The organism is Baekduia sp. (assembly GCF_035318805.1).
Lineage (GTDB): Bacteria > Actinomycetota > Thermoleophilia > Solirubrobacterales > Solirubrobacteraceae > Baekduia.
In genome coordinates, this window is record NZ_DATHDY010000114.1 from 22008 (window position 1) to 47230 (window position 25223).

26 protein-coding genes are annotated in these 25223 nt (G+C 74.7%); 16 read left to right on the forward strand and 10 right to left on the reverse strand.

Annotated elements, in window-relative coordinates; genetic code table 11:
* Positions 1-2: 2 nt before the first annotated feature.
* A complete protein-coding gene (locus tag VK501_RS23195) occupies positions 3-926 on the reverse strand; it encodes an ArsA family ATPase (RefSeq protein ID WP_324341703.1) in 924 nt (307 codons plus the stop codon).
* Between the two features lie 82 nt (positions 927-1008).
* On the opposite strand from VK501_RS23195, the gene VK501_RS23200 reads away from it, so the two are divergent.
* The 4 genes from VK501_RS23200 (at position 1009) to VK501_RS23215 (ending at position 4921) form a co-directional block, all read left to right on the forward strand.
* Positions 1009-1317 (forward strand): hypothetical protein, encoded by a 309-nt coding sequence (locus VK501_RS23200; RefSeq protein ID WP_324341704.1) that lies wholly within the window; start codon positions 1009-1011, stop codon positions 1315-1317.
* Between the two features lie 172 nt (positions 1318-1489).
* The gene (locus VK501_RS23205; protein WP_324341706.1) at positions 1490-2245 is read left to right on the forward strand and encodes an AAA family ATPase; all 756 of its coding nucleotides are present in this window, start codon (positions 1490-1492) and stop codon (positions 2243-2245) included.
* Positions 2246-2666: 421 nt separating this feature from the next.
* Positions 2667-3890, forward strand: coding sequence for a cell division protein FtsZ (ftsZ, locus tag VK501_RS23210; protein ID WP_414641199.1), 1224 nt, complete (start codon positions 2667-2669; stop codon positions 3888-3890).
* A 68-nt stretch (positions 3891-3958) separates the two neighbouring features.
* Positions 3959-4921 carry an endonuclease/exonuclease/phosphatase family protein gene (locus VK501_RS23215; protein ID WP_324341711.1) on the forward strand — a complete coding sequence of 321 codons (963 nt, stop codon included), beginning with the start codon at positions 3959-3961 and terminating at the stop codon, positions 4919-4921.
* Between the two features lie 2 nt (positions 4922-4923).
* On the opposite strand, the gene VK501_RS23220 is transcribed toward VK501_RS23215, so the two are convergent.
* The 3 genes from VK501_RS23220 to VK501_RS23230 are packed head-to-tail and all read right to left on the reverse strand — an operon-like array spanning position 4924 to position 8145.
* A complete protein-coding gene (locus tag VK501_RS23220) occupies positions 4924-7152 on the reverse strand; it encodes a PAS domain-containing protein (RefSeq protein ID WP_324341713.1) in 2229 nt (742 codons plus the stop codon).
* On the reverse strand, positions 7149-7784 hold the full coding sequence (locus tag VK501_RS23225; RefSeq protein ID WP_324341715.1) for a response regulator transcription factor: 636 nt from the start codon (positions 7782-7784) through the stop codon (positions 7149-7151). The genes VK501_RS23220 and VK501_RS23225 overlap by 4 nt, the downstream gene beginning before the upstream one ends.
* 16 nt (positions 7785-7800) lie before the next feature.
* A complete protein-coding gene (locus VK501_RS23230; RefSeq protein ID WP_324341717.1) occupies positions 7801-8145 on the reverse strand; it encodes a response regulator in 345 nt (114 codons plus the stop codon).
* A gap of 190 nt (positions 8146-8335) precedes the next feature.
* Between VK501_RS23230 and VK501_RS23235 the strand changes: the two genes are divergently transcribed.
* The 3 genes from VK501_RS23235 (at position 8336) to VK501_RS23245 (ending at position 11332) form a co-directional block, all read left to right on the forward strand.
* The gene (locus tag VK501_RS23235) at positions 8336-9790 is read left to right on the forward strand and encodes a gamma-glutamyltransferase (RefSeq protein WP_324341719.1); all 1455 of its coding nucleotides are present in this window, start codon (positions 8336-8338) and stop codon (positions 9788-9790) included.
* Between the two features lie 85 nt (positions 9791-9875).
* Positions 9876-10319 (forward strand): hypothetical protein, encoded by a 444-nt coding sequence (locus tag VK501_RS23240; protein WP_324341721.1) that lies wholly within the window; start codon positions 9876-9878, stop codon positions 10317-10319.
* Positions 10320-10405: 86 nt separating this feature from the next.
* Positions 10406-11332, forward strand: coding sequence for a DMT family transporter (locus tag VK501_RS23245; protein WP_324341723.1), 927 nt, complete (start codon positions 10406-10408; stop codon positions 11330-11332).
* On the opposite strand, the gene VK501_RS23250 is transcribed toward VK501_RS23245, so the two are convergent.
* Positions 11277-11900: an LON peptidase substrate-binding domain-containing protein gene (locus VK501_RS23250; RefSeq protein ID WP_324341725.1), complete on the reverse strand. Its 624-nt coding sequence runs from the start codon at positions 11898-11900 to the stop codon at positions 11277-11279. The genes VK501_RS23245 and VK501_RS23250 overlap by 56 nt on opposite strands.
* Positions 11901-11997: 97 nt before the next feature.
* On the opposite strand from VK501_RS23250, the gene VK501_RS23255 reads away from it, so the two are divergent.
* Entirely contained in the window at positions 11998-12870 is an 873-nt protein-coding gene (locus VK501_RS23255; RefSeq protein WP_324341727.1) for an NAD(P)-dependent oxidoreductase, read from the forward strand.
* A gap of 112 nt (positions 12871-12982) precedes the next feature.
* Here the strand turns inward: VK501_RS23255 and VK501_RS23260 are convergent, their stop codons facing one another.
* Positions 12983-13900: a class I SAM-dependent methyltransferase gene (locus VK501_RS23260; protein ID WP_324341729.1), complete on the reverse strand. Its 918-nt coding sequence runs from the start codon at positions 13898-13900 to the stop codon at positions 12983-12985.
* A gap of 61 nt (positions 13901-13961) precedes the next feature.
* Here VK501_RS23260 and VK501_RS23265 point away from each other — a divergent pair, with 61 nt between their 5' ends.
* From VK501_RS23265 to VK501_RS23275, 3 genes are all read left to right on the forward strand, one after another.
* Positions 13962-14765, forward strand: coding sequence for a class I SAM-dependent methyltransferase (locus VK501_RS23265; RefSeq protein ID WP_324341731.1), 804 nt, complete (start codon positions 13962-13964; stop codon positions 14763-14765).
* Between the two features lie 279 nt (positions 14766-15044).
* Entirely contained in the window at positions 15045-15287 is a 243-nt protein-coding gene (locus VK501_RS23270; protein WP_324341733.1) for a hypothetical protein, read from the forward strand.
* 225 nt (positions 15288-15512) lie between these two features.
* A complete protein-coding gene (locus tag VK501_RS23275; protein WP_324341734.1) occupies positions 15513-16907 on the forward strand; it encodes a 1,4-alpha-glucan branching protein domain-containing protein in 1395 nt (464 codons plus the stop codon).
* 4 nt (positions 16908-16911) lie between these two features.
* Here the strand turns inward: VK501_RS23275 and VK501_RS23280 are convergent, their stop codons facing one another.
* On the reverse strand, positions 16912-17511 hold the full coding sequence (locus tag VK501_RS23280) for an acyltransferase (RefSeq protein ID WP_324341736.1): 600 nt from the start codon (positions 17509-17511) through the stop codon (positions 16912-16914).
* Between the two features lie 182 nt (positions 17512-17693).
* Here VK501_RS23280 and VK501_RS23285 point away from each other — a divergent pair, with 182 nt between their 5' ends.
* Positions 17694-18278 (forward strand): RNA polymerase sigma factor, encoded by a 585-nt coding sequence (locus tag VK501_RS23285; RefSeq protein ID WP_324341738.1) that lies wholly within the window; start codon positions 17694-17696, stop codon positions 18276-18278.
* Entirely contained in the window at positions 18275-19327 is a 1053-nt protein-coding gene (locus VK501_RS23290; protein WP_324341740.1) for a CU044_5270 family protein, read from the forward strand. Before VK501_RS23285 ends, VK501_RS23290 begins: the two co-directional genes overlap by 4 nt.
* A 36-nt stretch (positions 19328-19363) precedes the next feature.
* Here VK501_RS23290 and VK501_RS23295 read toward each other — a convergent pair whose 3' ends face one another.
* A complete protein-coding gene (locus VK501_RS23295; RefSeq protein WP_324341742.1) occupies positions 19364-20041 on the reverse strand; it encodes an MBL fold metallo-hydrolase in 678 nt (225 codons plus the stop codon).
* A gap of 54 nt (positions 20042-20095) precedes the next feature.
* Here VK501_RS23295 and VK501_RS23300 point away from each other — a divergent pair, with 54 nt between their 5' ends.
* A complete protein-coding gene (locus VK501_RS23300; RefSeq protein WP_324341744.1) occupies positions 20096-20638 on the forward strand; it encodes a helix-turn-helix domain-containing protein in 543 nt (180 codons plus the stop codon).
* A gap of 21 nt (positions 20639-20659) precedes the next feature.
* A complete protein-coding gene (gene meaB, locus VK501_RS23305; protein ID WP_324341746.1) occupies positions 20660-21631 on the forward strand; it encodes a methylmalonyl Co-A mutase-associated GTPase MeaB in 972 nt (323 codons plus the stop codon).
* Positions 21632-21643: 12 nt separating this feature from the next.
* Here meaB and VK501_RS23310 read toward each other — a convergent pair whose 3' ends face one another.
* Positions 21644-22834: a hypothetical protein gene (locus tag VK501_RS23310; protein WP_324341748.1), complete on the reverse strand. Its 1191-nt coding sequence runs from the start codon at positions 22832-22834 to the stop codon at positions 21644-21646.
* An 8-nt stretch (positions 22835-22842) separates the two neighbouring features.
* Positions 22843-24300, reverse strand: coding sequence for a leucyl aminopeptidase (locus tag VK501_RS23315; RefSeq protein WP_324341750.1), 1458 nt, complete (start codon positions 24298-24300; stop codon positions 22843-22845).
* A gap of 116 nt (positions 24301-24416) precedes the next feature.
* On the opposite strand from VK501_RS23315, the gene VK501_RS23320 reads away from it, so the two are divergent.
* Positions 24417-25223 (forward strand): acetyl-CoA C-acyltransferase (locus VK501_RS23320; protein ID WP_324341752.1); only part of this gene is annotated, 807 nt, incomplete at its 3' end.

The following is a 25223-nucleotide window of genomic DNA, read 5'->3' on the forward strand; positions in this document are numbered from 1 at the left end:
GTTCACCGGACGAGCTCCTCGCCGAGTCGCTGGAGCTCCGGCGTCTCCAAGGTGGTGGCGAACAGGAACGGCAGCGAGCGGACCTCGACGTCCGAGCCGACGCCGCGGCGCAGGCGCGCGAGCTGGGCGCGGTGGCCGCGCGAGCGCGCCGCCTCGGCGCGGGCGGCCCGGATCGGGCCCGAGGGCGGCGCGGCGGCCAGCGCCTCGCCCTCGGCCTTCGTGAACCGCGCGGGCAGCACGCCGTTGGCCACGACCGCGGCCAGCGGCTGGCCGAGCCCGTCGCGCAGCGTGCGCTGGAGCGCCAGGGTCTCGTTGACCGGCATCTCCTCCGGGGCGGCCACCGCGACGATGCCGGTCTGCTGCGGGTCGGCGAGCATCCCGTGGATGATGCCGCCCTGGCGGGCGACGGGTCCCAGTCGGGCCGCGTCGGCGAAGGTGCCCGGTGCGGTCAGCACCGCGACGCCGTGCCCGGTGGCGGGCGCGTCGAGGATCACCAGGTCGTACGGATGGGCGCCGGGGGTGCGCCGGTCGGGCTGCGCGAGCTCCCAGACCTTGCCGACCGTCAGCAGCTCCCGCAGGCCGGGGGTGGCGGCGGTCAGGTAGGAGAACATGCGCGACGCCGCGAGCAGGTCGGCGACGCCGCGCGGCAACTGGTCCTTGAGGTACTCCTCCAGCGCCGACTCCGGGTCGATCGAGATGTGGTGCAGGCCGTCGCCGAGGTCGCGCTCCACGAAGCTGCGTCCCGGCCCGTCCGCGCCGCGGGGCGCCAGCGTGCGGGAGACGTCGTCGCGCGCGGCCACCTCGGCGACGATGGTGCGCAGGCCGCGGGCAGCGGCCGCCATGCCCAGCGCGGCGGCCACGGTGGACTTTCCGACGCCGCCCTTGCCGGTGACGACGAGCAGCGGTTTGGCCAGGAGGTCCCGCATCGGGCCCTGCGCACCCTACCCGCGTCCACGTTTCCGGCACCACGCTCAAGGTCACGGCCCAGGGGCCGATGCTCCTCGGGCCATGTCGCTCTCGCCCAGCCTGCCGCCTGGAGCGCCGTCGCTGGCCGAAGTGCTCATCCAGCGCGCGTTCACCAAGCCGCCGAAGCCCTTCGTGGACGGCGACTTCATCGAGGCGCTGTCGCACGCCGACGACGACCACCCGTCCGTCGCGGCGACCGCCGCGGCCTCGGCCCGCGCCGTCACGGCGGCGGCGAACGCCCAGGGCGGCCGCGGGGCCGGCCCGCAGGTCGACGACACCCACGCGCCGGGCGCCGCACACGCGCCCGCGGCGGCGCCGAAGCCCGGCACCACCGTCGACGTCCGCGCGTAGCGGCGCCGCGCCTCCTCCTCGCCGTCGGGGCCCGTGACGGTCGGGTGCGCCATCCGCCGGCGATGCTAACCCCACGCGCGACGGAGGAATCCCGTCCACGGCTGCGAATACCGCCCACGATGGGTCCCGAACCGACCACGACCGAGGCTTCCGTGAAGAGGGAGATCGCACGATGAAGGTCATCGCCTTCGCCAACCAGAAGGGTGGCGTCGCCAAGACGACGACCACGCTGAATCTCGCCGTGGCGTTCGCGGAGAAGGGCAACCGCGTCCTCTGCATCGACATGGACCCCCAGGGCAACCTGACCATGTCGCAGGGGATCGACCCCGATACCGTCGAGACGTCGATGTACGACGTCCTCGTGCACCATCACTCGATCCGCGACGTCATCCGCAAGCGCGAGATCGACATCGCCTGCGCGTCGATCGACCTCGCCGGCGCCGAGATCGCGATGTCCGCGCAGATCGGCCGCGAGCGCTCCCTGCAGAAGGCGCTCAAGCTGGTCGAGGACGACTACGACTTCGTCTGCATCGACACGCCGCCGAGCCTCGGGCTGCTCACGATCAACGCCCTGACGGCCGCCGACAAGGTGATCGTCCCCGTGCAGTGCGAGTATCTCTCTATGCGGGGCCTGATCCAGCTGCAGAACACCCTCCAGATGATCCGGGAGAACCTGAACCCGGACGTCCAGATCGAGGGCATCCTGCCGACGTTGATGGACACCCGCACCGTCCACGCCAAAGAGGCCATCCAGATCCTGGAGGAGAACTTCGGCGACCGAGTCTTCGCATCGCGGATCAAGAAGACGATCCGCTTCGCGGAAGCCCCCGTCCGGGGGATGTCGGTCCTGAAGTACGATCCGGACGGCATGGCCGCCCAGTCCTATCGCGATCTCGCGACGGAGGTTCTCGCCAATGGCCAGCGGTAAGCGCGCGAGCATGCGGGAGGGCCCCCTGGCGGCGCTCTTCCGTCGCACCGACGAAGACGAGCAGACGCCGGAGGCCGCCGCCGAGGCGAACGCCCCCGAGGCGCCCGCGCAGCAGCCGGCGCGGGAAGCCCCGCGGGCCGAGGCGCCCGCCGCGCCGCAGGCGCAGGCCCCCGAGCCGGCGCGTCAGGCTCCGGTGCCCGAGGTGCCGCCGGCCACGCCGGCCGCCGCACGCCGCCGCGAGATCGACCCGCTGCTCGAGCGCGGTCCGCAGGAGCCGCCCGCGCACCCGCGCGAGACCGGCTACCCGCACCCGTCGCTGGGCGCCCCGCCGGAGGGCGAGGCCCCGCGCGCCGAGGCGCCGCGCGCCCCCTCCGCCCAGGAGCGGCTGCGCAACGCGTTCTCGTCGGAGATCCCGGACGACATGCTCGCGCCGCCCACCCCGGAGCGCGAGCAGGTCCGCGCGGCGACCCCGCCGCCCGAGCCCGCCCCGGCACACGACGCGTACGCCCGCGTCGAGCCGCCCTCTCCCTGGGGTCAGCCCGTCGTCGGCCAGCCGATCATCCGCGTCATCGGCGTCGGCGGCGCCGGCGTCAACGCGATCAACCGCATGGTCGAGGCCGAGGTCCAGGGCGTCGAGTTCCTGGCGATCAACACCGACCTGCAGTCGCTGCAGCAGTCGACGGCCGACCTCACCCTGCACATCGGCCCGCAGATCACCCGCGGGCTGGGCGCCGGATCCGATCCGGAGCTCGGCCGCCAGGCCGCGATGGAGGAGTACGACCGCATCAAGTCCCTGCTGAAGGGCAGCGACATGGTGTTCATCGCCGCCGGCGCCGGCGGCGGCACCGGCACCGGCGCCGCGCCGATCGTGGCGCGCATCGCCCGCGAGATCGGGGCGCTCACTGTCGGCATCGTCACGAAGCCGTTCGGCTTCGAGGGCAGCCGCCGCGCGCAGGCCGGCAACACCGGCATCGAGGCGCTCCACGCCGAGGTCGACACCCTCATCGTCGTGCCGAACAACCGCCTGCTCAGCGTGCTGGACAAGCACACGTCCATGGTCGACGCGTTCCGCGTCGCCGACGACGTGCTGCGCCAGGGCGTGCAGGGCGTGTCGGACCTGGTGACGCTGCCGGGCATCATCAACCTCGACTTCGCCGACGTGCGGACGATCATGTCCGAGGCCGGCGCCGCGCTGCTGGGCATCGGCATGGGCGTGGGCGACAAGCGCGCGCTGGAGGCGGCCGAGCAGGCCGTGTCCTCGCCGCTGCTGGAGACGAGCATGGACGGCGCACGGTCGATCCTGCTCTCGATCACCGGCGGTCGCGACCTCTCGCTGTGGGAGGTCAACGAGGCCGCCAAGGCGGTCGCCGCGGCCGCGCACCCGGACGCGAACATCATCTTCGGCGCCATGGTCGACGAGAAGCTCGAGGACCAGGTGTGGGTGACGGTGGTCGCGACGCGCTACGGCGACAAGCCCAAGCGCCGTCCCGAGCCGCGCATGGAGGAGCCCACGGGCGAGCCGCGCGTCGAGCGCCGCACGCCCGCGCGGGTGGGTGGGCCCGAGCGTGAGCGCGAGCCCATCGCCGCCCGCCGCGGCGGCGTGGTCTCCGACCTCGACGTGCCGGAGTTCCTGCCGCGCCGCTAGATCGCCACAGCGATCGGTCAGCATCCTTCGAGGGCCCGCGCCGTGCGCGGGCCCTCGCTCGTCTGCGGATGCGTGACCCACGGCGCACGGCCGTCGCGCTGGCGATCGCCGCGCCGTGGCTCGTGTGGGCGATCGTGCGGAGCCTCGGCCTGGAGACCGGCGGCCGGGTGCTGCCGGCGCTGGCGTTCACGCCGTACGTCGGGCTGACGGCGCCGGTGCCGCTGCTCCTCGCGCTGGCCCTGCGCCGCTGGCTCGTCGCGCTGGCCTGCGCGGCGGCGGTCGTGGCGTTCGCGCTCGCGCTGCTGCCGCGCGCCGTCGCGGGCCCGCAGCCGGCGATCGGCGACGGCGTCGCGCTCCGGGTGATGACGACCAACCTGTACGTCGGCCGCGGCGACGCGCGCACGGTCGTCGACCTCGTGGCCCGCCACCGCATCGACGTCCTGGCCCTGGAGGAGCTGACGCCCGAGGCGCTGCGCCGCCTTGACGCCGCGGGTCTGCGCCGCCTGCTTCCCCATCGCGACGTCGATGCTCGTCCCGGCGCCGCGGGCACCGGGCTGTTCTCGCGCCGGCCGCTGCGGCGCCTGCCGCAGGCCAACGCCGTCGACCTCCTCGCCGAGCCGCGGGCCGCGCTGACCGTCCCGGGCGCGCCGCCGCTGGAGGTCGGGGCCGTCCACCCGCCACCGCCGATCAACGGCCAGGTCGGCACCTGGCGCACGATGCTGCGCGAGATCCCGCGACCGGACCTGACGAGCCCGACGCTGCGCCTGGTCCTCGGCGACTTCAACGCGACGCTCGACCACGCCGAGCTCCGCCGGCTCCTCGAGGGCCGCGCCGGCTACGTGGACGCCGCGGACGCCACCGGCGAGGGCTACGACACCACCTGGCCCGCGGGGCGCCACCTGCCGCCGGAGATCACGATCGACCACGTGCTGGTGGACCCGCGGATCGCCGCGCGCGACGTGTCGGTCCACGTGATCCCGCGCTCGGACCACCGCGCGGTGATCGCGACGCTCGAGCTGCCCCGGCGCTGAGGTCAGCCGATCGGCAGCCGGGCGCGCACGGTCGTCCCGTGGCCGTCGCCGGCCTGGAGGTCGAGCGTGCCGCCGACCGCCTCGACGCGCTGCGCCAGCGACGCGAGGCCGATGTGCCCGTTCAGCGGCGCGGCGGTGACCGCCTCCTCGTCGAGGCCCACGCCGTCGTCGGAGACCTCGAGCACCACCGCGCCGTCGTCGCGGCGCACGGCCACGTGGACGACGTCGGCGCGGGCGTGCTTGGCGGCGTTGGTCAGCAGCTCGCGCGCCAGCGACATCACCAGCTCGTCGCGCAGGCCCGCCGCCGCGGCGTCGACGCTGACCGCCGGCAGGAAGCCGCCCTGGCGCGCGGCCTGGTCGGCCGCCGCCTGCACCGCGGCCTCCAGGCCGCCGTGCTGGAGCACCACCGGATGCAGCGCGTGCACCGCCTCGCGCAGCCGCTCGACGGCCCGCTCGACCCCCTGGCGCGCGTAGTCCAGCATCTCCTGGCGCGTCGCGGGATCGGGCCCCGCCGCCTCGACGAGATCCTGGCGCGCGGCCAGCAGGTCCTGCAGCGCGCCGTCGTGCAGCTCCTCGGAGATGCGCTGGCGCGCGCGCTCCTCGGCCTCGATGTTCTCGGCGACCAGCCGCCCTCGCAGCGACGCGAGGCCGGCGATCTCGGCCTCGTGGCGCAGGCGCTCGATCGCCGTGGCGAGGAAGGTGGCCAGCGCCTCGAGGAACGCGTAGCTCTGCTCGGCGTCGAGCAGGCCGGGGGTCACCGAGTGCGTCGCGAGGACGCCGAACGGGCCGTCGTGGCCGCGGATCGGCAGCACGGCCGTGCAGCGCACGCCGTTACGCGACAGCTGCGGGGAGTAGGGGAAGCGGGTCTCGGTCAGCCAGTCGCGGACGATGAGCGGCGTCTGCGCGGTGAGCGCCGCTCGGGCGATCGACTCCCGTCCGGCGGGGATGGCGATGCCGGTCGACTTGTCGAAGCCCACGCTGGCGGCGAACGCGAAGCTGCCGTCGGGCTGGAGCGCCAGGACGCTGGTCATCGTGGTGTCCAGCGACGCGATGACGACGCGGCACACCTCGTCGAACAGCTCGCGCAGGTCGGTCCCGCCGAGCGCCATCTGACCGAGCCGGGCGATCTCCTCCTGCTGGCGGGTCGCGCGCCGGTGCCGCGTCACGTCCTGGACCGTGCCGCGCACGAACGTCTCCTCGCCGGCGCGGAAGGCCTCGCCGCGACCGACGAGCTCGATCCGGGTGCCGTCGGGCGCGGGCAGGGTGTAGACGAACTCGAACGCCGACAGACCGGCGATGGCCGCGGCCATCACCGTCTGGATCCGCGCCGCCTCCTCGGGCAGCATCAGGCGATAGAACTCCCCGCGCCCGACCGGCGGGCCGCCGGGATCGCGGCCGTAGAGGCGATAGGTCCCGGGGGACCACAGCAGCCGCTGGTCGGACATCCGCCACTCGAAGCTCCCCATGCCGGCGAGCTCCTCGGCCTCCGCCAGGCGGCGCTCGTTCTCGCGCAGCTCGGTGACGTCCTGCGTGGTTCCGCGGACGAGGATCGGCGTGCCGTCGGCGTCGCGGACCGCCTCCATGAGCGTCCGGATCATGCGGTCGCTCGGCGTGTGCATGCGGTACTCGACCTGCTGCGTGCCGGGCTCGGCGTACATCCGCCGCACCGCCTTGCGGAACCGGGCGTGGTGCTCGGGAACGACGCGGGCCAGCACGTCGTCCAGCCCCCACGGCTTGTCGACGGCGGGATCGATGGCCTGCAATGCGTGCATCTCGGGCGTGTAGAACCGCTCACCGGTGCGGAGGTCGACCTCCCAGCTGCCGATGTGCGCGACGCGCTGGGCCTCCTCGAGGCGCTGCACCGCGCGCCGGGCCTGCGCGCTGGTCGCCACGTGCTCGGTGACGTCGCGCGCGGCGCCGTAGATCAGCCGGGCCTCGACGTCGGCCGTCGAGCTCCACCGCAGCCACACGTAGTGCCCGTCCTTGTGGCGGTAGCGGTTCTCGAACTCGGGCGACGGCCGCCCGCTGAGGACGACGCCGAGCTCCTGCGCGGTGCGCGCGACGTCGTCGGGGTGCTGGAAGTCGGCGATCGGCGCGCCGAGCAGCTCCTCGGCGCGGTAGCCGAGCACGCGCGTCCAGGCCGCGTTGACGCGCTGCATCCGGCCGTCGGGCCCCACGATGACCAGCAGCTCGGCGCTCAGCTCGAAGAACCGCTCGGTGTGGTGGCTCATTCCAGCAGCCCCGAGCGCATCGCGACGGCGACCGCCGCGGCGCGGTCCGACACGCCGAGCTTCTCGTAGAGGCTCTGCAGGTGCGTCTTGACCGTGGACGGGCTGAGGTGCAGGTGGCGCGCGATCGCCGGCGCCGACCGGCCCTCGGCGATGAGCCGCAGGACCTCCTGCTCGCGGGGGCTCAGCACCGGCCGGCTCTCGGTCTCGCGCAGCTGGATCTGGGCCGCGAGGCCGCTCTGGACCTCCGGCGACAGCACGGTCTCGCCGCGCGCCACGGCGGCGACGGCGTCGAAGATCGTCGCGCGGTCGGCCTCCTTGGAGAGATAGGCGGCCGCGCCCATCGCGACCGCGCGGTAGACGAGGTCGCTGTCGACGTGGGCCGAGAGGAACACGACGCGCGTGGCGATCCGCTCGCGGGCGATCGCGTTGAGCACCTCCGTGCCGGTCAGCCCGGGCATCCGCACGTCGAGCACGGCGACGTCCGGCGTCAGACGCCGGATCTCGGGCAGGGCGGTGCGGCCGTCGGACGACTCCCCGACGAGCTCGAGGTCGGGGCGCTCCTTGATCGCCCGCACGAGCCCCTCGCGATACATGGGGTGGTCGTCTGCGACGAACACCCGGACGCGGCTCATGCCGCCTTATAGCTGCTCAACGGAGGTCGAGCAAGCAGCGGCAGATGTCGTCCCGCGCCAGGTCCTTGCTCAGCAGCGCGCGGGCTCCCGCCGCCTGTGCGGCGGCCGTCAGCGACTCCGTCGCGCTGCCGGTCAGCAGCACGACGTGCACGCCGCCGAGCTCACGCAGCCGGCGCGCGACCTCGAGGCCGTCGAGACCCGGCATGCGCACGTCGAGGAGGGCGACGTCGGGGGACGCCTCGCGCACGATCTCCAGCGCCTGCAGGCCGTCGCTGGCCTCGCCGACCAGGTCCAGCGTGCCGAAGCGGCGGATGGCCCGCGCCAGGCCGAGACGGTAGGTCTCGTGGTCATCGGCGATCACGACGCGCATGGTCTGACGGGGGCCTCCCCGACCGTCCCCATCAAGCGCGGCGACGGCGGAATACAGCACTTCACACATTCCGGACCGTCGTGGCACGCGACGCCATCGTCCGATCGGACGGTCGGCCGGACGATCTCGCAGTGCGACTGCACGAACACCGCCGCGGGCCCGGCGTGACACCATCCGCGCGATGGAGGGGATCGTCGCCGCCGGCCATCCGGTGTCTGCCGAGGCGGGAGCCGCCGTGCTGCGCGCGGGCGGCAACGCCGTCGACGCGGCGATCGCCGCCTGCCTGGCCTCCTGGACCGCCGAGCCCCTGCTGACCGGCCCCGGCGCCGGCGGCTACCTGCTCGTCGCGGGAGCGGGGGAGGTCCCGACCTTGCTGGACTTCTTCGTGGCCGCGCCGGCCGACGGCGACCGCGCCGCGCTGCTGCCGGTCGACGTCTCCTTCGGCGACGCCAACCAGGTCTTCCACGTCGGCGCGTCGGCGGTCGGCGTGCCGGGGACGACCGCCGGCCTTGAGGAGGCGGCGCGCCGCTGGGGCCGGCTGCCGCTCGCCGACCTCGCCGCGCCGGCGGCCGAGCTGGCCCGCGCCGGCGTGCCGCTCAACGCGGCGCAGGCCTACGTCTTCGAGATCCTCGAAGGGATCCTGCTCTCCACGCCCGAGGCCCGCGCCCAGTTCGCGCCCGAGGGCCACGTGCTGCGCACGGGCGAGGTCTTCCGCTCCGGGGAGCTGGCCGACACGATCGCGCGCTTCGGCGCCGAGGGCGCCGCGCCGTTCTACGGTGGCGACGTGGCGACCGCCGCCGCCGACTGGGTCGCGCGCCACGGCGGGACGCTGTGCGCCGACGACCTCGGCGCCTACGGCGCGATCACCCGCGAGCCCGCCCGGGCGCGGTACCGCGGGCGCACCGTCGTCACCAACCCGCCGCCGTCGGCCGGCGGCGCGCTCCTCGCGCTCGCGCTCGCGCACCTCGATGCGACGGCCGGCCCGCCGAGCCCGGCCGACCTGGTCGCGGCGATGGCGGTGGCCCAGGCCGCGCGGACGCCGGAGTTCGACGCCGGACTTCCCGAGGAGGGCTTCCTGGAGCGCTTCCTGGCCGCGCAGCTGGGCTCGACGACCCACGTCGCGGTCCTCGACGGCGACGGGCGCGCCTGCTCGGTGACGTGCACCAACGGCGAGGGCTCCGGCCTCGTCGTCCCCGGGACGGGCATCCACCTCAACAACGTCATGGGCGAGGAGGACCTCAGCCCGCTGGGGTTCTTCACCGCGCCGCCCGGCCGTCGGATGCCGTCGATGATGGCGCCGACCGTGGTGCTCGGCGACGCCGGCGTGGAGCTCGTGCTCGGCAGCGCCGGGTCCAACCGGATCCGCTCGGCGATCCTGCAGACCGTCGTCGGCGTGGTCGACCATGGCCTGCAGGCGCGCGCAGCGGTCGAGGCGCCGCGGCTGCACCTCGAGCAGGACGTCGTCTACGCGGAGCCGGGCATCGACCTGACCGGCCTCGACGAGGGCGGCCGCACGCTCGCGCCGTTTCGCGCGCGCAACCTGTTCTTCGGCGGCGTCCAGGCGGTCGAGCGCGCCGGCGGCCGGCTGACCGGTGCGGGCGACCCGCGCCGCGGCGGCGCGGCCGTCGCGGCGTGACCCGCGCGGTCATTGCGCGGCGGCCTCGGGGCCAGGCCCGGCCCTCGGTGACGCAGGCGCGCGGGCGCTCGGTCAGGATGCGCCCGTGCCCCGTCGCGCGCCCCACGCCTTCGCCCTCCTGCTCGCCCTCGTCGCGGCGACCGGCTGCAGCGGCCCGCGGCCGGCCGACCTCTTCGTCGTGCAGCGGTCGGGCTCGATCGAGGGCGCCCGCCTGACGCTGCGCATCACCGACGACGGCGGCGTCCACTGCAACGGTGGCGGCCGCCGGGACATCACCTCGGCGCAGCTCATCGACGCGCGCGAGCTGCGGCGCGAGCTCGACGGCGACCAGGACAAGCAGCAGGTGGGCCTGGCCCAACGCCACCTCGCCTTGAAGCCCGGGGTGATCACGACGCTCAGCTACCGCGTGCGCAGCGAGCAGGGCACGGTGGCCTTCAGCGACACGAGCGCCCGCCAGCCGCAGGCGTTCTACCGCCTGGCCAAGCTCACGCGCGACATCGCACGCGGCGCCTGCGGCCTGCCGCGCTGAGGCGTCAGCCGGCCCATCAGCAACGCTGATGGGTCGGACAAGACATCATCATCGTGGCTGGGGTCCGCAGCTGGAACACTGCAGCGGTGTCCCCTCGCGCCTGGTTCTCGCTGGCCTTCACGGCCGCCCTCTGGGGCGCTTCGTACATGTTCATCAAGGTCGCGCTCGACGACGGCCTGTCGGAGGGCTTCATCATCTGCGCCCGCACGATCCTCGGCGCGCTGGTGCTCGTGCCGCTGGCGATGCGCGCCGGCGCGGTGCGCCAGATCGTGCAGCGCCGCTGGTGGGCGCTGGCGCTCGCGGCCGCCCAGGTCGTCGTGCCGTTCGGGCTCATCACCTTCGGCGAGAACCACGTGCCCTCGTCGCTGGCCGGGATCCTCGTCGCGACCGCGCCGCTGTTCGTCGCGCTGCTGGCCATCCGCGTCGACCCGGCCGAGCGCTCGCACGGCTGGGGCCTGGTCGGGGTCGTGCTCGGCATGGTGGGCGTCGTGCTGCTGTTCGGCGTCGACCTCAGCGGGGACGTCGAGACGCTCGTCGGCGGCCTGATGATCGTCGGCGCGGGCGCCTGCTACGCCGTCGCGGTCCTGATCGCCAAGCGCGCCTTCACCGGCGTGCCGCCGGTCGGCGTCGCTGCCTCCAACCTCGTCATCAGCGCGGTGATCTGGCTGCCGGTCGCGCTGGTCTCGCTCCCGCACGAGGCGCCCGGCGCCAACGCCGTGCTGTCGATGGTCGCGCTCGGCGCCGGCGGCACCGGCCTCGCGTTCCTGTTCTTCTACACCTCGATCGCCGAGGTGGGGCCGGCGCGCGCCTCCGTGGTGGCCTACGTCGCCCCGGCGTTCGCCGTGATCTACGGCGTCGTGCTGCTCGACGAGTCCCTCACGCTCGGGACGATCGGCGGGCTGCTGCTGATCCTCGCCGGCTCGTGGCTGGCGGCGCAGGGCGAGCTGCCGTCGCGCCTCAGCCGAAGCGAACCTTCCCGTTCGACCGCGCCCGAGCCTGCGCGCGTTCGATGAAGTCCAAGCGCTTGACCGCCGCGCGGAAGAGCCGGGTCAGCAGCCGCAGCCGCGCGTTCTCGGAGCGCAGGTCCAGCAGCCCCTGCTTGGCGTCCGGGCCGAAGTCGACGGTCGCGGCCATCTCGTAGGCGGTGAGCGGCTCCAGCACCTCGGGCTCCAGGACCTTGTCGGTGGCCTCGGTGACGAGGCTCCCGTAGGCCTCGTGCGCGGCGTCGACGGTCGGGGTGTCGGGCGGCTCGACCTTGTCGTCGAGGAACTCGATCTCGCCCGCGGGGTACTCGTGGTCGAAGTGCTCCTCGAGGATCCGGAAGGGCCGCGTTCCGCGGGTGAGGATGTCGAGGCGGCCGTCCTCGTGGCGCTCGAGCACCTCGACGACCTCCATCGCGCAGCCGTTGGACCGCAGCCCGTCCTCGGCCGCCCAGACGATCCCGAACTCGCGCCCCTCGTCCAGGCACTCGGCGATCATCTCCTTGTAGCGGTCCTCGAAGATGTGCAGCGGAACCACCTCGTGGGGGACGGCCACGAGACCGAGCGGGAAGAGCGGGAAGTCCTCCAGTTGATTGCCCATGGGCCGATTGTAGGTGGGGCGATCGGCGCGCATGCGCCGTTTCGGTTCGCGGCCCGGGTCGGGTACCTCGCCGCCCGGGCGGGGTAGTGCGACGGGTATGAAGATCGCCTTCCTCGGCACGGGCATCATGGGGGCGCCGATGGCACGCCACCTCGCGCAGGCGGGCCACGACGTGTCGGTGTGGAACCGCTCGCCCGAGAAGGCTCGGCCGCTGGCCGAGCACGGCGCCGACGTGGCCGGCGGTCCGGCGAGCGCCGTCGACGGCGCGGAGGTCGTCGTCACGATGCTCACCGACGGCGGAGCCGTCGAGGACGTCATGCGCGAGGCGGCGCCGGCCGCGGCGCAGGGCACGGTGTGGTGGCAGGCCTCCACGGTCGGCATCGACGGGACCGAGGGCCTCGCGGCGCTCGCCGAGGAGCACGGGCTGACGTTCGTCGACGCGCCCGTGCTGGGCACGCGCGGTCCGGCCGAAGGCGGCGAGCTCGTCGTGCTCGCCTCCGGCCCGCCCGACGCCCTGGAGCGCCTCGCGCCGCTCTTCGACGCGGTCGGATCCAAGACCCTCGAGTTGGGCGAGGCCGGCACCGGCAGCCGCCTCAAGCTCGTGATGAACCTCTGGGTGGTCAGCGTGACCGACGCGATCGCCGAGACGATCGCGTTCGCGCAGGGCCTCGACCTCGATCCGCACCTGTTCCTCGACACGATCGCGGGCGGCTCGCTGGACCTCGGCTACGCGCACTTCAAGGGCCCCGGGATGATCGCGGGCGACCTGCCCGTGTCCTTCCCGCTCAAGCACGCGCTCAAGGACGCCGACCTGATCCTCGAAGCGGCCGACCGCCACGCGGTGGAGCTGGCGCTCGCGCGGACGGTGCGGGAGCGCTTCGCCGCCGCAGCGCAGGCCGGCTACGGCGACGCGGACATGGGCATGGTCATCGAGGCCTCGCGCCCGCGCCGCGACACGTCGGCCGGCTAGCGCCGGCGCGCGTGGCACGACAGCTTGAGGAAGCCGCAGCGGTCCACCCGACCGATGATCGAGCTGCGCGGCCGTGTCGAACGCCGGCGCCGTCGCCGGCCGGGACGCTGGGCTACGCAGGTGCCTTCTCCGCGGTGATCATCAGGTTGTAGAACATGGCCGGCGGCAGGCGCGGCTCGAGCAGCACGCGGTCGAGGTGCTGCAGCCCCACGTACCCGCGGAAGGCGTACATCTTCCAGGCCCACGGCACGGTCTCGGGGTCGGCGGTCGCCTCCAGGGCGCGGTTGGCCCACCCGAACCAGTTGGCCAGCAGCTCCTCGCCGCGGACGCGGACGTCGCCGAAGTCCGCGGCGCGCGCCCCGGCCGACAGCTGCTCGGGCGTGAAGGCATGGACGTCGACCTTCGACTCGAGCTGGTGGTTGGCCGCGCCGCCGTCCTGGTGGCCCTCCCGTGCGGGGTGGGCGCGCATGATCCGGCGCCACGCCGGCGCGGCGTGCGTGGCCGCGCGCTTGGGCACGCTGGCGATCCGGTCGCCGTAGTGCGACGGCTCGCCGGCGAAGACCGCCACGCCGCCGGGACGCAGGACGCGGTGGATCTCGCGCCACGCCTGGTCGAGATCGGGCAGGTGGTGCAGGACGGCGTGGCCCAGCACGAGGTCGAAGGACTCGTCGTCGAAGGGGAGCGCCTCGGCGTCGGCGACGCGCGCGTCGACGTCGAGCCCGAGCCGCTGCGCGTTGGCGGCCAGCGTGTCGACCATGCCGGGCGAGATGTCGGTGCACGTCGCGTCGGTGATGACGCCCGCCTGCAGCAGGTTCAGCGAGAAGTACCCCGTGCCGGCGCCGAGCTCCAGGCCGCGCTCGAAGGAGCGCAGGCGGCCGTCGAGCGCCTTGCGCAGCTTGCCGAGCACCTGGGTCCGGCCGATCTCGCCGAAGTCGATGCCCCACTTGGCGTCGTAGTCGGCGGCGGCCCCGTCGTGGTAGCGGGCGTTGACGTCGCGGATCTCCTCCGCGGTGGCGGGGGCGGGGCTCATGAGGCGCGGCATGCTAGCGATCGGCCTCCACTGAACGCGGGTGGTCGCGGGCATGTGTACCGTGCCCGCCTCGCCTATGTCCGACCAGCCCGAGCCGCAGTTGTACCTCCAGCGCGACCAGCCCCCGGGCGTCCCGCCGCTGGCGCTGACCGGGGAGCGCACGCTGCCCGACGTGCCCGAGGAGAACTACTGGTACCAGCGCCACCTCGTCGTCTACGAGTGGATCCGCGACCGCGTGGCCGGCCTGCGCGTGATCGACATGGCCTGCGGCGAGGGCTACGGCACCAACGTCCTCGCCGGCCGCGCCGCGGAGGCCGTCGGGGTCGACGCCAACCCGGAGGCCCACGAGCACGCGCGCCTGCGCTACACCGCGCCCAACGTGCGCTTCGCGCGCGACCTGGTCGAGACGTTCGACGAGCCCGCCGACGCCGTGGTGTTCCTGCAGACCATCGAGCACGTCCAGAACCCCGACGAGGTCCTGGAGCGGTTCAAGGCGCTGGTGTCCGCCAGCGCATCGCCGGCGGTGATCGTCTCCACGCCCAACGTGCTGACGCTCGCGCCCGAGGGCGCCGAGAAGTCCGGGAACCCGTGGCACGTCAAGGAGTACCGGCCCGAGGAGTTCCGCGCGCTCTGCGCCGCCCACTTCTCCGAGGTCGAGATGTACGGGCTGTTCCACGCGCGCAAGCTCGCGGTCCACGAGCTCGCGCTGAAGCGGCTGCGGTGGGACGACGTGCACGCCATGCTGGGGATCACCAAGCGCTTCTATGATTGGTTCACTCCGGCGATCTCCGTCACCGACTTCACGCTGACCGCTGACCGCTCGCTCGACGGCGCGCTGGACTTCGTGGCCGTCTGCCGGCCATGAGCGGTGCGCGCGCCGACGCGCGCCTGGCGATCGTCCTGCACACCCACATGCCCTACGTCGAGGGCTCCGGTAGCGAGTTGTCGTAGATCCTTTTGCCAGCATCAATGGTCCCGCGGGACGGCGCGCGGGGAGCGCGCGGAGAGCAGGATCGACGGGATCACCGACGGGGCTTGGCTGGAGGACAGCACGCGGTCAACCATCGACAGGCGGCGGCCCCGGCCGTCCTGCACTCAGGAGAGGTTTCTGCCAGTCATGTCTCAACGAAAGCCCCTGGCCGCGTTGGCGGCCGTCACGGCCGCACTCGCCCTGGTTGTCCCGGCGGCGAGCGCGAGCGCCGCGACGAGGGCGCCCGCGGTTCGCACAGCCTCCATCGGATTCGGCGGCGGTCTCGTGGCCGGATCGCTGCCGTGCCAGATTCTGGTCGACCAGATCCGATTCGCGGCGCTGACGGGGAACGTCCCGGCCGAGAACTTCCTCGGCGAGGTGCTCGTCTATTCGGGCTGCGGGGGTGCGGCCATCTAGCCGTCGCGGCTGGGCGCCGATGCAGCTCCGGGCGATGCTGTCATGAGCGCGGGGGGCGCGACGCCCCCCACGCCCGGCGCTGAGATTGCCCCCCGAGACGACGCCCAAGCCCGGCGTCGTCGCCGGCCGGCCGCAAGCTCACGAAGGACGCGGGGCCTTCACCCTCAGGGTGGCGGCCCTTCTTCATTTCTGCGGCTGGCGGACTGGCGTATGGTCTCGGCGCTCATGAGCAAGTCCAGCGGCGACGGCCGACTCGCGATCGTCCTCCACACCCACATGCCCTACGTCGAGGGCTTCGGGACGTGGCCGTTCGGCGAGGAGTGGCTCTTCGAGGCGGCGGCCACGGTGTACGTGCCGTTGCTGGACCTGCTCGACGCGCGCGCGGGCGGCGGGGTCACGCTCTCGGTGACGCCGGTGCTGGCCGACCAGCTCGCGGCGCCGGGCGTCCACGAGCGGCTGCTGACCTTCCTGCGCGACCTGCGTGTCACCACCCACCAGCTCGACGCGGAGGGCTGTCGCGGCGGCGGCGAGCCTGCGCTGGGCGACGAGGTGCAGCGCGCCGGCGGCGACTACGCCCGCGCGGCGGACCGCCTCGACGCGCTGGGCCCCGGTGGCCTGCTCGCGGGCCTGCTGGGCCACGCGGCGTGGACGAGCGCGGCGACGCACGCGGTCCTGCCGCTCGTGGCGAGCAGCGCCGGGGTGCGCCTGCAGCTGCGCGCCGGCATCGAGGCGCACCGCGCCCGCGCCGGTCGCTGGGGCGGCGGCCTGTGGCTACCCGAGTGCGGCCACGCGCCCTGGCTCCATCCGCTGCTCGAGGAGGCCGGCGTGCACGCGACGTGCGTCGACCTCACCGACGTCCTGCCCGATCCCCTGCGCCCGCTCGCGACCGCCGACGGGCCGCTGCTGGCGCCGCTGGACCGCGAGACGATCGAGCTCGTGTGGAGCGCGGGCGGCTACCCCGGCGCCGCGGCCTACCGCGACTCGCATCGCAAGACCGTCCACCACCACCATCCGTGGGCCAACGACGGCGCCGTCTACGACCGCGACCGCGCGCGCGAGCAGGCGGCCGCCGACGCCGCGGACTTCGTCGCCCGGGTGCAGCGCCGCGTGGCCGGCGGCGGGTTGTCGGTGTGCGCCCTGGACACCGAGCTCCTGGGCCACCACTGGTACGAGGGGCTGGACTGGCTCGTCGCGGTCCTCGACGAGGCGCAGCGCGCGGGCCTGGAGATCGTCGGGCTGGACGAGGCGCTGGCCGCCACGCCCCCGGCCGCCGCGCCCACGGACCTCGCTCCCTCGAGCTGGGGCGAGCCGCGCACGCTGTGGACCTGGGACGGCCCGCAGGTCGCCGACGTCGCGTTCGCCGCGCGCGACGCCGAACTGCGCGTGCTGGCCGCCGCCGCGCAGGGACGCGCAGGCCCGCGCGCGGTGCGCGAGCTGCTGGCGCTGCAGTCCAGCGACTGGGCGTTCCTGATCACGCGCGACATCTCGGGCCCGTACCCGCGCGAGCGCGCGGCGGGCCACCTCGCGGCGCTGGACGCGGCCCTGGCCGGCGCCGAGCAGGATCCGGCGGTGCGCCACCTGGCGCCCCACGCCGATCCGGCGATGCTGCTGGTGCCCTGAGCGGTCAGGCCCACCGCAGCGTCTGCGGCGCGTCGCGCATGCGCAGGACGCGGGCCGGCACGCCGGCGACGACCGCGTCTGACGGGATGTCCTTCGTCACGACGGTGTTGGTGCCGATCACGCAGTTGTCGCCGACCGTGGCGCCGCGCAGGAAGCAGGCGCCGTAGCCGATCCACACGTTGTGGCCGACCCGGACGTCGCGCTTGTAGATGCCCTGCTCGCGGATCGGCCGGTCGACCTCCACGACGCCGTGGTCGAAGTCGATCAACATGACGCGGTCGGCCACGATGCACTCGCGCCCGATCGACACGTGCTGGAACGCCGAGACCGTGCACTCCTGGCCCATCACGGTCTTGGCGCCGATCGAGCACTCGCCCTCGTGCACGCGGATCTTGCAGCCGTGTCCGAGCCAGGACCAGCGGCCGAGGCGCAGCGTGGCGCCCTTGCCGACCTCGAGCACCACGCCGGGGCCGATGAACGCGGGGCCGTCGAGCTGCAGCCGGCCGCGCAGGCGCAGCTTCCACCAGGCCAGCCGCACCATGAGCCACGCGTAGCGGCGGTTGAGCATCCCGTGGCGCCGGGCGAAGCGCAGGAGCGTCAGCAACCCGCCCGATCGGGGCGGGGGATCGCCGCGGAGGTGGAGCGGCGCAAGATCCGCTGGCGCGGGCGGGGACAGGACCGGTTCCACGCCCGCGGAGGCTAGCGCGCAGGCCCGTCGCCAGGCGCGCCGGCGGAGCCCCCGGGAACTCGATCGGCGCGTGCGGCGAATCAAGGACGATGGCACTGATGCTCCAGGCCGACCACGACGCGGCGGCGCAGCCCAGCGACGCCGCGATCCTCGCGGCGTCGGTCGGCGATCCGCACGCCTTCACGGCCCTGTTCGAGCGCCACTTCGCCCGGATCCACGGCTGGCTGCACCGCCGCGTCGGCGCGCCGCTGGCCGAGGATCTCGCGGCCGAGACGTTCACGCGCGCCTTCGACCAGCGCGAGCGCTTCGACGGCGCCTACGCCGACGCCCGCCCGTGGCTGTTCGGGATCGCCGCCCGCCTGGTGCACGACCACCATCGCGCCGAGCTGCGCCGCCTGCGCGCGCTGGCCCGCGTCGAGTGCTGGGAGGCGGTGGGCGACGACGTCGCGGCGGGTGCGGTCGCCCGGGCCGACGCCGCCGCGGCCGGGCCCGCCGTCGCCGCGGCGCTGGCCGCGTTGCGCGACGAGGAGCGCGACGTGCTCCTGCTCGTGGCGTGGGCCGGCCTGGAGTACGACGAGGTCGCCCGCGCGACCGGCGTCCCGATCGGCACGGTCCGCTCCCGCCTGCACCGCGCCCGCCGCCGGCTGCGGGCCACCCTCGAGCTTCCGGAGGAGACGGCATGAGCGAGGACCCCGACCTCACGACCCTGCGCGCCTGGACGCCGCCGGAGCCCAGCCCCGACGCCCACGCCGCCGACCGGGCTCGCGCGCGGCTGCTGGCGCACGTGGCGGCGGCGCCGCTACCCGCGGCACCGCACCCTTCGCGCCGCCGCTGGTGGCTCGTGGCCGCCCCGCCCGCGGTGGTCGTGGCGGTCGCCGTCGCGGTCGTGCTCTCGCTCGGCTCGGGCGTCCAGGAGGGGAGCGTGGCGCCGGCGCCGGCGACCGCCGCCCAGGCGCTGGAGCAGGCCGCCCACGCCGCCGAGCGCCAGCCGGCGCCGGAGGTCTTCCCGCGGCCCGATCAGTTCTTCTACACCTTGACGCAGGCCACCTACCTGAACTGCCGGCTGGGGCAGGGCGGCGCCGGCGCGTGCGTGCTCGCCACCCAGCGCCGCGCGGCGTGGATCAGCCAGCAGCGCACCGGTCAGACCCGCACGACCGTGCTCGGCCACCGCTGGCCGTCGCCGCAGGAGCGCCAGAAGTGGATCCGGCTCGGCCGCCCGTCGCTGACCCGGGCGACCGCGCAGACGTTCCGCCTCGCGCCCAACCACGCCTACTACCTCGGCAACGAGCGGTTGTCCTACACCAAGATGCGCACGTTCGACCAGAGCGGGCCTGCCCTGTTTCGCCGCCTGCGCGACGGCGTCAGCCACGGCCAGGGCAGCTCGCTCTACGGCGAGGTCTTCACCCAGATCGGCGACGCGCTGCGCGAGCAGCCGGCGCCCCCGAAGCTGCGGGCCGCGCTGTACCGCGCGCTCAAGCTCGTCCCCGGCGTTCGCTACCTCGGCCCCGTGAAGGACGCCCTCGGCCGCCCGGCGCTGGCCGTCGCGCGCACCGAGGACGGCACGCGCCGCGAGCTCCTCTTCGACCCCGCCACCTCCGCCATGCTCGCCGAGCGCGAGGTGATCGTGGGTCCGAACGCCCGCCGCGGCTTCACCGCGCCCGCCGGCACGACCATCGCCGACGCGGTCTACGAGCAGCGTGGCGTCGTCGACCGCATCGGCGAGCAGCCCTAGCCCCTCAGCCCCTCAGCCCCTCAGCCCCTCAGCACCTCAGCCCGGCAGCGCCTCCGCGAAGCGCGCCAGCGCGTCCGCGTCGCGCCAGGCCGGGCCGTGGCCGAAGACCATCAGCGCCGGGCGCAGCGCGGCGACGCGGCGGATCGACTCGCGGTTGCGAGCGATGTCGAGCGTGAAGCGCTCGGGCGGCTCGTGCAGGCCGGGGCGGCCCGTGATCGGATGGCGGCCGAAGAGGACGTCGCCGGCGACGAGCGTGCGGTCGTCCTCGCGCCAGTAGGACAGGTGGCCGGGGGAGTGGCCGGGCGTCTCGAGCGCGACGAACCCCGCGTCGAGCTCGTCGCCCTCGGCCAGCTCGCGCGTCGCGTCGACCGCCGGGCCCGCCCAGTGGCGCCGCTGCCAGCGGGTGATGACGTTGTCGCGGCCCAGCGGCGTGTTGTCGCCGGTGCGGAGCACGGGCGCCTCGCCGGCCGGCGCCCAGAACGGGACGCCGAGCGCGGCGACGAGGGCGGCGCTCGATCCCTGATGGTCGCTGTGGCCGTGCGTGACGGCGTGTGCGGTGACCGTGCGGCCGCTCACGGCGCGCAGGATCCGGCCGGCGGCGTGGCGGGTGGCGGCGTCGACGATCACCGAGCCGACGAGGTGGACGTTGAACGCGTCGCGCGGGCGGCCGGCGACGGCGTGGAGATCGGGGGCGAGCTGGCGCATGTCGGCCATACGGTGGCGTATGGCGCCGGCCGTGTCAATACGGTGGCGTATGGTGGGGCGACGATGATGGTCGACAACCTGGACCGCGACCGCTGGGAGAGCGCGGCGCTGGACGCGCTGGAGCGCGGCGGGCTGGCCGCCGTCGCGGTCGAGCCGCTGGCCCGTGAGCTCGGCGTCACCAAGGGCAGCTTCTACTGGCACTTCAAGAACCGCGGCGAGCTGATCGCCGCGACGGTCGCCCGCTGGGAGCGGCTGCACGTCGACGGCCCGCTGGAGGCGCTGGCCTCCGTCGAGGACCCGCGTGCACGGCTGATGGAGCTGCTCGGCAAGGCCGGCGCCAAGCCGCCGTCGATCTTCGTCCGGCTGCTCGACGCGGTCGACGCGCCCGTGGTCCGGGCCGCCGTCGCCCGCGCCGCGCAGGAGCGCGTCGCGTTCATGGCCCGGGCGTTCGGCGAGCTGGGCCTGACTCGCGCCACGGCGCGCCGCCAGGCGCTGCTGGCCTACAGCGCGTACGTCGGCCGCGCCCATCTCGCGCGCGACGCGCCGGAGCTCCTGGGCGACCCGGCGGCGCTGTCGAAGCACATCGCCGAGCAGCTGATCGGCTGAGTTCGGCATCATGCGGCGCCCATGACGCAGGACGCCCCGACCCTCGCACAGCGCCTCCTCGACGGCGATCGCCGTGCCCTCGCCCGGGCGATCACGCTCGTCGAGAGCGACGATCCCGCCGGCTGGGACCTGGTGCGCGAGGTCTACCCGCACACCGGCAGGGCCGCGATCGTCGGCCTTACCGGCGCGCCGGGCGCGGGCAAGTCGACGCTGATCGGCGCGCTGACCAAGCTGCGCCGCGAGCAGGAGCGGACGGTCGCGGTGCTGTCGATCGACCCGTCCTCGCCGTTCACCCACGGCGCGCTGCTCGGCGATCGCATCCGGCTGACCGACCACTTCCTCGACCCGGGCGTCTTCATCCGCTCGATGGCCAACCGCGGCGCGCTCGGCGGCCTCAGCGAGGCCGCGCTGCAGGCGGCGCTGCTGATGGACGCCGCCGGCAAGGACGACGTCCTGCTCGAGACCGTCGGGGTCGGCCAGGCCGAGGTCGACATCATCGACCACGCCGACACGATCGTCCTCGTGCTCATGCCGGGATCCGGCGACTCGATCCAGGCCCTGAAGGCCGGCGTCATGGAGATCCCGGACATCATCGTCGTCAACAAGGCCGACCACCCGCTGACCGACACCATGGTGCGCGAGATCCGCGGCGTGCTGTCGCTCGCGCCGCAGCGCGGCTGGCGCGTGCCGATCATCAAGACCGAGGCGCACAAGGGGGCCGGCGTGCCCGAGCTCGTCGCCAAGCTCGACGAGCACCGCGCCTTCATCGAGGCGGAGGGCACGCTGTCGGAGCGCCGCAGGCGCAACCTGCGCAGCGAGGTCGTCGCGATCTGCACGTTCCGCCTGCGCCGCCGCCTGGAGGAGCAGCTCGACGAGGACGACACCTTCGCCGCCCTGCTCGACGAGGTCGTCGCCCGCCGGCTCGATCCGGCCACGGCGGCCACCGGCATCCTCGAGCGCCTCGACGCCGCCGCCGCCTCGCGCCCCGCCTGACTCGCACGACGCTCACGCCGTCGCCAGCGCCACCGCGCTCGCGGCCAGCGTCAGCGCCGCCAGCACGGCGCCCGCACGCGGGGCGAAGCGCAACCCCCACGCACACAGCGCGGCAAGCAGCGGCAGCGCCGGCACGAGCTGGCGCGCCGGGTACCAGGCGCCGTCGATCGACGGCGCCAGGAACGTCGCGACCAGCACCACGGCGGCCGTGATCAGCGCCAGGAACGCGGCGGCGACCTCCACGTCGACCTGGTCGAGCACCGCGACGGCCAGCCGCTCTTTGCGCGACCGCCAGAGCAGCCACAGCGCCACGAAGGCCAGCGCGACGAACGGCGCCCACAGCAGCAGCCCGTCGCCGGGATCGAGCCACAGCGTCACGAGGCGCGGCGCGCGCTCGAGGTGCTCGGCCGCGCCGGAGGCGCCCGTCGGCCCGCCGCCCGCGAGGTCGTGCGGCGTCAGCCCGCCGAACAGCCGGTCGTTGACCGTGACGTAGACGACCGCGGAGGTCAGCGCGACCTCCAGCGCGACGAAGCCCGCCACGCCGCGCTGGCGGCGCCGCAGCCAGCGCGTCAGCGCCGCGGCGATCACGACCGCGGGCGCGACGAGCTTGGCCGCCAGCCACGGCAGCGCGGCCACGAGCGCCGCGCTCCCGAAGGCCGCGCTCGTCCGCGGGCGCTCGCGCACGCCCAGCGCCAGCAGCGCGGCCCCCGCGAGGGCCGCGCCGCCCACCATCTCGGGCGACACCGCCGCGGCCGCACCCAGCGCCGGCGGCGACAGGCCGACGACGAGCGCCGCGCGCGTCGGCCACGGCTCGGGCACGAGCCGGCGGCCCAGCGCGGCGGCCAGGCAGAACGCGAGCGCCGCGATCGCGCCGAGCAGGAGCCGCACGCCGGTGACCCCACCGACCGCGTAGGCGGGGGCGATCAGCAGCTCGAAGCCCAGCCCCGACGGCTCGACGAGCCGGCCGTCGGTCAGGCCCGCCACCGGCCTCAGCGGTCCGTCGTAGAAGTCGCGCCAGGCGCGGGTGGCGAACTCGTCGGTCAGGTCGAGGTCGCCGTCGGAGACCAGCGACTCCGCGCCGAGGAGGCGGTGGGCCTCCGGGGCCGAGACGTCTGCGGCCGGGCCGATCCCGATCGCCCACACCAGGGTGTAGACGGTCGCGAGCGCCAACCACAGCGGCAGCGCCCGCCGGACGGCGGACAACGCGGGTCCTAGGCCCCGGCCGCGGTCCGCTCGGCGAGCGCCACGAACGTGCGGACCATGGCGCCGGTGCCGCCCTTGGGCGCGTAGGCGCGCCCGCTGTCCCACGCGGTTCCGCAGATGTCCAGGTGCGCCCAGGGCACGCCGCCGGTGAAGCGGTGCAGGAACTCCGCGGCGGTGCTCGAGGCGCCCGAGCGCGGCGGCGACAGGTTGGCCAGGTCGGCGGTCGAGCCCTTGATCAGCTCGGCGTAGCGCTCGTGCAGCGGCATGCGCCACACCAGCTCGCCGGCCGCGGCCGCGGCGTCCTGGACCTCGGCGGCCCACGGCTCGTCGTCGGCCCACAGGCCCGAGTACACCCGGCCCAGCGTGCTCATGATCGCGCCGGTCAGCGTCGCGGCGTCGACCAGGCGCTCGGCGCCGAGGCCGATGGCGTGGTGCAGGCAGTCGGCCAGCACGAGCCGTCCCTCGGCGTCGGTGTTGTCGACCTGCACGGTCAGGCCGGCGGCGGTGGTGACCACGTCGCCGGGCTTCATCGCCCCGGGCCCGAGCAGGTTCTCCGTGGCGCCGACGACCGCGACGACGCGCATGGGCAGCTCCAGCGCGGCGATCGCGCCGACGGCCTCCAGCACGGCGGCGCCGCCCGACATGTCGTACTTCATGTCCGCCATCGACCCGGCGGGCTTGATCGAGATGCCGCCCGCGTCGAAGGTCACGGCCTTGCCCACGAGGCCCAGCACCGGGCCGCGCGCGGTCGGCGGCTCGTAGCGCAGCACGATCAGCGCCGGCTCCTCGTCGGTGCCGGCCGCCACCGCGGCGAACGCGCCCATGCCCAGCGCCTCGATGCCCGCGCGCCCGGCGACCTCGGCCGTCAGCGTGTCGTGGCCGGCCGCGAGCTCCTGCGCGCGGCGGCCCAGCGCGGTCGGGGTCATCACGTTGGCCGGCGCGTTCTGCAGGTCGCGGGCGTGGTTGACCGCCTCGGTCACGACGGTCGCCCGGGCGACCTCGGCCGTGCGGTCGTCGTGGTCGGAGACGATCAGCTCGTCGACGCCGGTGGCCGAGCCGTCGTCGCCCGCGCCCGACTTGCACGCCGTGAACGCGTAGGCGGCCATCAGCGTGCCCTCGACGACGGCGCGCGCGGGGTGGTGGTCGCGCAGCTTGTGCGGGAGCTCCCAGGCGAGCACCTTGGCGCGGAGGTCCCGCGCGCGCCCGTGGGCGGCGGCCGCGGCGAGGCGCAGCGCCTCGTCGTCGAGGCGCTCGCGCGCGCCGAGCCCGACGAGGATCCAGCGCTTGCCCTCCGCGTGCGTGACGGCCAGATGGTTGGCCGTGGCCCGCGCCTCGCCGCCGTCGACGAGCGCCTGCAGCGCACCGTCGCCGGCGTCGTGCACCACGCGCTCGCCCTCGATCAGCCCGACGACGACGGTGTCGGCCGCGGTGGACGCCGCGGCCTCGGTGGTGGCGGTCACGCGCATGGTCGGCGAGGCTAGATGATCGGCGCGGGATTCCGGCGGCCGTGCTCCCCGATCACCTACTCGTTACCGTTCGCCGCCCAAGCTGTCCTGACCCCGAGAGAGACCGAGACATCTTCATGCCCAAGACCGTCATCCTCGGCGCCGCGCGTACCCCGATCGGGAAGCTCGGCGGCGGCCTGTCCACCGTCGCTGCGACCGAGCTCGGCGCGACGGCGATCACCGCGGCGCTGCAGCGCGCCGACGTCGCGCCCGACCAGGTCGACCATGTCGTGATGGGTCAGGTGTTGCAGGCCGGCCAGGGGCAGGTCCCCTCGCGTCAGGCCCAGATCAAGGCCGGGATCCCGAACGAGGTCTCCTCGGAGACCGTCAACAAGGTCTGCGCGTCGGGGCTGCGCGCGACGGTGATCCTCGACCAGGCGATCCGCGCCGGCGACGTCACGGTCGGCGTCGGCGGCGGCATGGAGTCGATGTCCGGCGCGCCGTACCTGCTGCCCCAGGCGCGCTTCGGCTACCGCATGGGCGACGCCCAGGCGCTGGACGCGATGGTCCACGACGGCCTGACCAACCCGTTCAGCGGCCGGCAGATGTTCGACGAGGCGACCGAGATCGGCGACCAGCTCGAGCTCACGCGCCCCGACCTCGACCGCTGGGCGCTGCGCAGCCACGAGCGCGCGCTGGCCGCGATCGACGAGGGCCGCATGGCCGACGAGATCGCCTCCGTCACGATCAAGGGAAGAGGGTCCCGCCATCCCGACACCGTCGTCGAGGTCGACGAGGGGCCCCGCCGCGGCTCGACGCTCGAGGCGCTGAGCAAGCTCCCGGGCCTGACCGGCAAGGAGGGCTCGCACACCGCCGGCAACTCACCCGGCGTCAACGACGGCGGCGGCGCGCTCGTCCTGTCCTCCGATCAGTGGGCAGAGGCC